Genomic DNA, 7,764 nt, shown 5'->3' on the forward strand with positions numbered 1-7,764 from the left:
AAAAATCAGGTGTTCATGTTTTAATAGCCATATAAAATACAATGCCGGTATAAGAATGAATATGATATATAATGCGATGTTTAGGATTTTAACCATTGTGATAACCCTCCTATATATATTGTATATCTTTTTTAGAGGAATAGTCATGAATAATTACCCTTTCGCTTTTGATGAAATATTTGATATAGATTTGACAGGTAAGTTTGTGGTCACTGGTTTATTTACTTCTATGAGAAGAAGTGATGTAGTTCACTATATCTATAGTCATGGAGGTACTGTATTAAGTGCCCCTATACGTGCTACTGATTATTTAATTGTCGGTGGAGAAAAAAGTAAAACATGGAAGTATGGTCAGTATGGTACTAAGATTAGAAAAGGTTTAGACTTAAGAGAGAAGGATGAAAAGATACTGATTATCTCAGAAGAAGACTTTATGAGATGCATAGGAGGATAAGATGTCTATTGATGTATGTATTAAACAGAAGGGTTTATTTAAAAAGACTATTCCATTAGATGTAATAGTCGGTAATGAATTAGCTTTTGGAATCAATGATGGTATGAGAATGGTGGGTGATGACCAGGAAGGTAATATGATCTTCTATAATCCAAATTCTATTGGTAGAGGTTTTCATATTTCATGGGATGAAGATGAAAAGAATGAATTAAACTTACGTTTACTCAATCCTACTACTACAGGTGAAATGCGTTCTTTCTTTAACTGTTTAAGAAGAATTACTAGTTACTGGAAATGCAGTGTTACTATTGATGGTATAGAAGAAGATATAGATGACTACTTATCACAGGAAGATGATCTTATTGCCTTCAATCATCGCGTTATTAAAGAAGTATCAGAAAAGATTGTGAATGGTGAAACAGATTCTCTTACGTTAATGAGTACAATGTGGCCATTAGTGATTGGTAAGGATGAAGCAGAACAGTTTATTCTTAATCCACATCTATTCTCTTCATGGATGCATGAACTTCAAAGTCATGACTATTATTATGCAAAACCACAATTCTTTAAGACAGATCAGGGTATTAAAGGCATCTATGCATTAACTGAAGACTGCCCTACTTTACTCCCTAATAAACCATGGGTACCTGTAGGGTATCAGAATCCTGAAACAGGTGAGAAGCTAGAATGTGATTATTATGAAATAGCTCTTTATTCTACAACAGAAGAAAGATCATTGGGTACGATTCCTTTTGAACGTATATTTACATTAGGACCAGATTACATCAACTATTATGATGGTAACACAGTACTCGTGAATAATCTCCCATTGGAAGTAATGAAAAGACTGTGATTAAAACACAGTCTGGATTAGAAACATATAAGTCATTGTACCTAGAAGAATAGAAAGTAACGTACTATGTTTCCATTTGTGGATACATACTACCACTATAAGTGCTATGAGTTCTGGAATACCATAAGGGGCTTTTAGAACCGATACACTCTTTAAACAATACACCACTAACATTGGTATGATTGCATAAGGTAGTACTTTACCTAAATAGAGAATACTATCCGGTGTATGTTTACTAAATACAATAAATGGAAGAGCACGGATAAGAAGTGTGACTATTGCGGCAGTAAGAATAATAAGTATGGCATGCATTAGAAATCGCTCCTTTCTAAGCTCTTTTTTTCTATGAATAATGCGATTGTAATAAGAATCATAGAAGGAATCAGGAACTGATTTGGTCCAAAGAGTAATAAACAGAATATCGAAATAATAAATCCAGTTATGGCTGGAAGATGCTGTTTTGATTTCTCTAGTTGTTCTAATAGGATGATGACAAATAATGCAGTCATCGCAAAATCTATGCCTGTTGTATCAAAAGGAATAATATTCCCGAGTACTGAACCTATAATACTCCCTGCTATCCAGGATAACTGATTGACAAGAGAAACGATAAAGAAATAGTCTTTACGATTAATATCATCGGGAAGATCAGGAGAGCAGATTAAGGAATAGGTTTCATCTGTTAATGAGAAGATTAAATAAGGTTTTCTCCACCCTGCTTCACTATATTCCTCTAACATGGTAATACCATAAAAGAGATGTCTTATATTGACCATAAGAGTCATAATAGCAGTTGTGATGATGGATGCACCTGTTGATAGTAAATTAATTGTCACAAACTGCATAGAACCAGCATATATACCTGTACTCATTAAAACAGCCAATCCACAACCATAACCTTTATCTTGAAGTAATAAGCCAAAACCAATACTTAGTACAATGTAACCAGTCATAACAGGGAGTGCAGATTTTATTGAATAAATAATCGTTTTCTTATTCATGTATTACCTACCTCCTTAATCGGTTTATATTATAATAACTATATATCATTCTTGATGTCAATGATATAATAGTAACAGGAGGTGTTCGTATGAGATTAAACACAGTACATCATATTGCAATCATTACAAAAGATTATGATCAAACAATTGACTTTTATGTCAATAAATTAGGCTTTAATATTATTAGAGAAAATAAGAGAGAGGATAAACAGGATATCAAGTTAGATCTTCAACTTGGAGATATGGAGTTAGAAATATTTATTAAACCAGATGCCCCACTACATCCTTTCCCTGAAACAGCAGGACTAAGACATCTGGCTTTTAAGGTAGAAGATGTAGAAGAAACAGTCAAAGAATTAAATGCATTAGGTATTGAAACAGAACCAATCCGTTTTGACACATTTACAGGCAAGAAAATGACATTTTTTAAAGATCCTGATCACTTGCCTTTAGAAATTCATGAATAATAGAGAAAAGCTGTTAGAGAACTATGTGCGTTTGTCAGGTATATCATTTCATAATAATGTAGCCTTTGCACATACGAAGTATCAGGTGAACTGGAAGAAAACAGCAGTTACTATGTGGTTAGGCCATATAGTAAGCAAGAAAACAGAATTCTATGTATTAAGCTTTGAACGTGAGGGGATCACCTTCATGCAATATGATAATCTGAAGTTTCTAGATGGTGTTTACTTCTTTGATTATCGTTTTGTGACAGATTTTAAAGTGAAAAAGAAAGGAGCTGAATCAGAGATGCGCTTCATGTACCAAGGACAGGAAGTTATATTAATGCTTCAGCGATATGCGGTAGATAGTCCCTGGATCAAAGAATATATGCACTATTTAGAAGAAAATCACTTTTTTTATGATTGATAATATGTTATTATGTTGGCAAATAGAGGTGCATGCGTTAAGAATTCGTTATTAATGGATACAGCCAGATAATGAAGGGGGAGCAAATGCCGAAGAGACAGGGAACTGTATATGAACTGTTATCTGGGGGATAAGAGAAGATCTTATTCACTGTCACAAAATATTTGTGGTGCGCTATTGAATATAATGAAGACTACTAATTATATTGCAATGGCCCCATTGCAATATTTTTTTATAGAAAAATGGAGATGATGAAGATGAACAGTGTGATTACAAGATTAGAGATTGAAGAAGACATTATTCAAGTGAAGTTAATGAATGTTGAAAAGAATCCTCTCTTTGTGGCTGATGTGTTTGAAACAATTAGTCGTGAAGGTGTGAACATCGATATGATCTCATCAGTCATGCTAGAAGATGAAATGCGTATTGATTTCACATGTGATGCAAAAGCACAGAGTGCTTTAAACAAGGCTATTGAAGAAGTTAAGAAGAATCACCCCCGTATTGGTGTATTTGCATCTAAGAATGTAGGTAAGCTTGTTGTAGAAGGTCATATGGAAAATGAAGTCGGTTTTGCAAGTAAGTTATTCAAAGTTCTAGGTGATAACCAAATCCCATTTGCTCAAGTGACAACAAGTGAAGTATCTATTTCATATGTTATAGAAAAGAAATATTTAAAGAAAGCGTTAGAAAAAATTCAGGAGGAATTAGCATAAAATGGAACCAATTTTTGAAGGTACAGGTGTTGCATTGGTATTACCAATGTTTGAAGATGGAAGTATTGATTACGAAGGTTATAAGAGACAGGTACAAAGAATGATTGATGGTGGTGTAAAAGCATTACTTGTCAACGGAACTACTGGTGAACCTGCAACTATTGATATTGAAGATGAATTTGAACTTACTAAGATTACAGTAGAAATGGCTAAGGGTACAGGTGTAAAGGTTATTGTAGGTGCAGGTTCTAACTATACTGCACAGGCTATTAGAAAGGCTAAGTTTAATGCTGAAGCAGGTGCTGATGCAAACTTAGTTGTAACACCTTACTACAATAAGACTTCTCAGAGAGGTTTAATTGAACATTATAAGGCTGTTGCTGCTGCAAGTGATTTACCACTTATTATGTATAATGTACCAGGTAGAACTGGTATGAAAATCAGTGTAGATACAGTAGTAGAACTTGCAAAGGTTCCTAATATTGTTGCTATGAAAGATGCAACGGATGATATTGCGTATGCAATGGAAGTATTAACACGTACTAAGGATATGGACTTTGATTTATATTCTGGATGTGACGATAATATTCTTCCATTTATCGCAGCAGGAGGTAAAGGTGTTATTTCAGTATTATCTAACCTTTATCCAAGAGAAACAGAAATGTTTGCCCAGGCTGCATTAAAGGGTGATTTAGAACTTGCTAGAAAGATGGCTTATGATTTAAATGATGTTTCTAAATACTTATTCATTGATGTTAACCCAATCATGCCTAAGGCTGCTTTAAAGCATATGGGTGTTATTGAAAGTGATATGCTTCGTCAGCCTCTTATTCCAACTACAGAAGAAAATAAGAAGTTATTATTTGATGCAATGAAAGAATTCGAAAGCAAGGGTTATTAAGATGAAAGTATTAGTATATGGTTATGGTTTAATGGGTAAGAAAGTAGCCCATGCAGTAATGAATGATGCAGATTTAGAATTAGCTGGTGTTGTATCTCCTGTGTTTGATGTACAGCCAGAAGTACCTGCATATAAGTCATTAGATGAAGTACAGGATGATATTGATGCCATTATTGATTTCTCACATCCTGCCAATCTAGATAGTATTCTATCTTATGCATTAAAGAATAAGTGTAAAGTTGTATTTGCTACTACTGGCTTTAGTGCCGAAGACTTAAAGAAGATTGAAGAAGCCTCTCATGAGATTGCCCTCTTCCAGTCTTATAACACTTCTTATGGTGTGGCTATGATGAATAAGATGGTAAGTGAATTTGCGAAAGAATTCTTTGAACATCATTTTGATATTGAAATTATGGAAAAACATCATAATCAGAAAATTGATTCACCATCAGGTACTGCAGTGATGTTATATGATGGTATTAATAATGCTTTAGATGATTCATTAGAACCTACTTATGATCGTCATTCTATTCATCGTAAGAGAGAAAGAAATGAAGTAGGTATTTCATCTATAAGAGGTGGGACAATCTTTGGTGAACATACAGTAATGTTTGCAGGACAGGATGAAATCGTAGAAGTAAAGCATACAGCTCTTTCTAAAGAAGTATTTGCGAATGGTGCTGTTGCTGCATTAAAGGCATTAATGAATAAAGACAAAGGTTTGTTTGATTTAAAAACATTATATTAAGGGGAATGGTATGGTATTACAGACACAGTTTGCTGATATAAAAGGTAATGATTTATATATAGATGGTATTAAAGCATCTGATCTCGCAAAGCAGTATGGCACACCACTTTATGTTATGAGTGAAGGTCATATTAGACATCAGATGAATGAATTAAAGACAAAGTTCATGGATAAGTATGAAAAGGCGCTTCCATTATTTGCCTCTAAGTCTTTTAGCTGTCTTGCAATCTATAAGCTTGCAAATGAATATGGTATTGGAATTGACTGCGTATCTGCAGGAGAAATCAGTATCGCATTACGTGCTGGATTTGATCCAGATAAGATCTACTTCCATGGGAACAATAAGCTTCCTTCAGAAATTGAATATGCATTAAGTCATGATGTGACTCATTTCGTAGTAGATAATTTCTATGAAATTGAAAACTGTGAAAAGATTGCAGGTAAACTAGGTAAGAAAGTAAAGGCAACTTTAAGAATTGTCCCTGGTATTAAAGCTGGTGGTCATAACTATATTATGACTGGTCATAAGGATACTAAGTTTGGCTTTAGTTCTCATTATGGTATCTATTTAAAAGCTATTCAGAAAATCTTAGAGTCTGATAATATCGAATATGAAGGAATTCATTGTCATATCGGTTCTCAGGTATTTGATTTATTCGCTTATGTGAATGCAATGCTTCAGTTCATGAAGTTTGTGAATGAAATCTATAATACATTTGGTGTTGTAACAAGTAAGATCAATGCCGGTGGTGGTTATGGTATTGCTTATACTAAACAGGATGAACCACTTGATTTTGAATCTATTACATCAGAAATCATGAAAGTTATTTATAATGAATATGATAGTCATGGATGGGAACGTCCAGCTGTTATGATTGAACCAGGACGTTATGTTGTAGGTAATGCAGGTATTACTCTTTATACAGTAGGATGTATTAAAGAAATCCCTGATGTACGTACTTATGTTTCTATTGATGGTGGTATGTCTGATAATATCCGTACACCTTTATATGATGCAAAATATGATGGTATTGTTGCAAATAAAGCAGGAGAAACAAAGACTAAGACTGTAACAGTTGTAGGTAAGATCTGTGAAAGTGCTGATATGATTACTAAGGATCTACCGGTTACAGCTAATATTATGCCAGGAGATATTTTTGCAGTATTCTCTACAGGTGCATATAACTACTCTATGTCTTCTAATTACAACCAGTTACCTAAACCAGCTGTAGTATTCACTTATGAAGGTGAATCAAGAGTCGTAGTAAGAAGACAGACATTTGATGATTTAGTTTTATTTGATGAAGAATAGTCATGAGGAGATAGCGATGCTATCCCCTTTTTTACATATAAATATATATAATATAATTACTGAAAGTTTGAAGAAAGTACCATTTTAGGTTAAAAAAAGATTGAAGAAAGTCACATTTTTGGTAAATAAAAGATTGAAGAAAGTCATATTTATTAAAAATATAGTGAAATATTCAATGTTTTTTGAAAAGTTCACTTTACTTCTTTTTAGAATTATGAATTAGCCAATGGAGCCTGATATTTAGCAGTGTATTTTATTCAAAAAAAATGTATTTAAATCATGTAAAATTGAAATTTTATAGATATTAATGTAAAATTTAATTATAGAAATTACTTCGACAGCAAATATAATCAGAAAAGAAATTACCTATAAATAAATATAATAATGAGTTTAAATAATGGAGTAGTGCAAACGGTTTTGAATTACAAGAATGGTGTTAAAAAGTGAAATTCAAACATAACCTTATATTGAGACTAAATATGAATAGGAGGAAACAAAATGATAATCAATAGATGTCCTTATTGTTCGGGTAAGTTAATTCATGGTTATATGAAAACAAGGGGTGAGGCTCTTACATGGTCACCAAATCCTGAAAAACTACCATTTATGACGAATAAATGGCATATTGGGGAGGATGATATCAAGTTAGGAGATTTTAGCTACTACAAAGGTGACAAAATTGATGCATACAAATGTAATACATGCAATATTATTATAATAAATGCAAATAAAGATTTATAAAACAGGAGAAAGTATATATGAAAACTAAAACGAAGAATCTAATCATTATACTTTTATTGGGATTTTCATTTGCTTTTAATGGATATTTGTTTATTGAAAATAAAAATAAAGCTACAACCATAGTGCAGTTAAATAAAAAAACTGTTATGAAATGACCGTTGTCAA

General features: G+C 32.8%; 11 protein-coding genes and 1 riboswitch. Of the genes, 9 read left to right on the forward strand and 2 right to left on the reverse strand.

Annotation, left to right across the window (positions count from 1 at the left end; translation table 11 throughout):
• Positions 1-145 precede the first annotated feature (145 nt).
• On the forward strand, positions 146-454 hold the full coding sequence (locus QVO42_RS02370) for a BRCT domain-containing protein (RefSeq protein WP_022424585.1): 309 nt from the start codon (positions 146-148) through the stop codon (positions 452-454).
• Between the two features lies 1 nt (position 455).
• Positions 456-1,307, forward strand: coding sequence for a DUF4299 family protein (locus QVO42_RS02375; protein ID WP_022424586.1), 852 nt, complete (start codon positions 456-458; stop codon positions 1,305-1,307).
• On the opposite strand, the gene QVO42_RS02380 is transcribed toward QVO42_RS02375, so the two are convergent.
• Both QVO42_RS02380 and QVO42_RS02385 read right to left on the reverse strand, forming a co-directional pair.
• On the reverse strand, positions 1,308-1,619 hold the full coding sequence (locus QVO42_RS02380) for a branched-chain amino acid transporter permease (RefSeq protein WP_006504650.1): 312 nt from the start codon (positions 1,617-1,619) through the stop codon (positions 1,308-1,310).
• On the reverse strand, positions 1,619-2,308 hold the full coding sequence (locus QVO42_RS02385) for an AzlC family ABC transporter permease (protein ID WP_022424587.1): 690 nt from the start codon (positions 2,306-2,308) through the stop codon (positions 1,619-1,621). The genes QVO42_RS02380 and QVO42_RS02385 overlap by 1 nt, the downstream gene beginning before the upstream one ends.
• An 89-nt stretch (positions 2,309-2,397) precedes the next feature.
• Between QVO42_RS02385 and gloA2 the strand changes: the two genes are divergently transcribed.
• The 7 genes from gloA2 to QVO42_RS02420 all read left to right on the forward strand — a co-directional run bounded on the left by gloA2 (position 2,398) and on the right by QVO42_RS02420 (position 7,599).
• Positions 2,398-2,775: an SMU1112c/YaeR family gloxylase I-like metalloprotein gene (gloA2, locus tag QVO42_RS02390; RefSeq protein ID WP_022424588.1), complete on the forward strand. Its 378-nt coding sequence runs from the start codon at positions 2,398-2,400 to the stop codon at positions 2,773-2,775.
• On the forward strand, positions 2,768-3,181 hold the full coding sequence (locus QVO42_RS02395; RefSeq protein ID WP_288163631.1) for a hypothetical protein: 414 nt from the start codon (positions 2,768-2,770) through the stop codon (positions 3,179-3,181). The genes gloA2 and QVO42_RS02395 overlap by 8 nt, the downstream gene beginning before the upstream one ends.
• Positions 3,182-3,196: 15 nt before the next feature.
• A riboswitch (Lysine riboswitch) is annotated at positions 3,197-3,366 on the forward strand.
• 72 nt (positions 3,367-3,438) lie between these two features.
• The gene (locus tag QVO42_RS02400) at positions 3,439-3,897 is read left to right on the forward strand and encodes an ACT domain-containing protein (protein WP_022424590.1); all 459 of its coding nucleotides are present in this window, start codon (positions 3,439-3,441) and stop codon (positions 3,895-3,897) included.
• A gap of 1 nt (position 3,898) precedes the next feature.
• A complete protein-coding gene (dapA, locus tag QVO42_RS02405; protein ID WP_006504655.1) occupies positions 3,899-4,798 on the forward strand; it encodes a 4-hydroxy-tetrahydrodipicolinate synthase in 900 nt (299 codons plus the stop codon).
• Between the two features lies 1 nt (position 4,799).
• Complete coding sequence (gene dapB, locus QVO42_RS02410; RefSeq protein ID WP_022424591.1) at positions 4,800-5,546, forward strand: 4-hydroxy-tetrahydrodipicolinate reductase; 747 nt, start codon at positions 4,800-4,802, stop codon at positions 5,544-5,546.
• 10 nt (positions 5,547-5,556) lie between these two features.
• Positions 5,557-6,858, forward strand: coding sequence for a diaminopimelate decarboxylase (gene lysA, locus QVO42_RS02415; RefSeq protein WP_022424592.1), 1,302 nt, complete (start codon positions 5,557-5,559; stop codon positions 6,856-6,858).
• Between the two features lie 498 nt (positions 6,859-7,356).
• Complete coding sequence (locus tag QVO42_RS02420; protein ID WP_022424593.1) at positions 7,357-7,599, forward strand: PF20097 family protein; 243 nt, start codon at positions 7,357-7,359, stop codon at positions 7,597-7,599.
• The last annotated feature ends 165 nt before the right edge of the window (positions 7,600-7,764 follow it).

The sequence above is a fragment of the Catenibacterium sp. CAG:290 genome (assembly GCF_000437715.1).
Taxonomy (GTDB): domain Bacteria; phylum Bacillota_I; class Bacilli_A; order Erysipelotrichales; family Coprobacillaceae; genus Catenibacterium; species Catenibacterium mitsuoka_A.

Excerpts from the sequence above, each read along its gene's own strand:
- QVO42_RS02370 (WP_022424585.1), top strand. The coding sequence starts at position 146 with ATGAATAATTACCCTTTCGCTTTTGATGAAATATTTGATATAGATTTG.
- QVO42_RS02375 (WP_022424586.1), top strand. The coding sequence starts at position 456 with ATGTCTATTGATGTATGTATTAAACAGAAGGGTTTATTTAAAAAGACT.
- QVO42_RS02380 (WP_006504650.1), bottom strand. The coding sequence starts at position 1,619 with ATGCATGCCATACTTATTATTCTTACTGCCGCAATAGTCACACTTCTT.
- QVO42_RS02385 (WP_022424587.1), bottom strand. The coding sequence starts at position 2,308 with ATGAATAAGAAAACGATTATTTATTCAATAAAATCTGCACTCCCTGTT.
- gloA2 (WP_022424588.1), top strand. The coding sequence starts at position 2,398 with ATGAGATTAAACACAGTACATCATATTGCAATCATTACAAAAGATTAT.
- QVO42_RS02395 (WP_288163631.1), top strand. The coding sequence starts at position 2,768 with ATGAATAATAGAGAAAAGCTGTTAGAGAACTATGTGCGTTTGTCAGGT.
- QVO42_RS02400 (WP_022424590.1), top strand. The coding sequence starts at position 3,439 with ATGAACAGTGTGATTACAAGATTAGAGATTGAAGAAGACATTATTCAA.
- dapA (WP_006504655.1), top strand. The coding sequence starts at position 3,899 with ATGGAACCAATTTTTGAAGGTACAGGTGTTGCATTGGTATTACCAATG.
- dapB (WP_022424591.1), top strand. The coding sequence starts at position 4,800 with ATGAAAGTATTAGTATATGGTTATGGTTTAATGGGTAAGAAAGTAGCC.
- lysA (WP_022424592.1), top strand. The coding sequence starts at position 5,557 with ATGGTATTACAGACACAGTTTGCTGATATAAAAGGTAATGATTTATAT.
- QVO42_RS02420 (WP_022424593.1), top strand. The coding sequence starts at position 7,357 with ATGATAATCAATAGATGTCCTTATTGTTCGGGTAAGTTAATTCATGGT.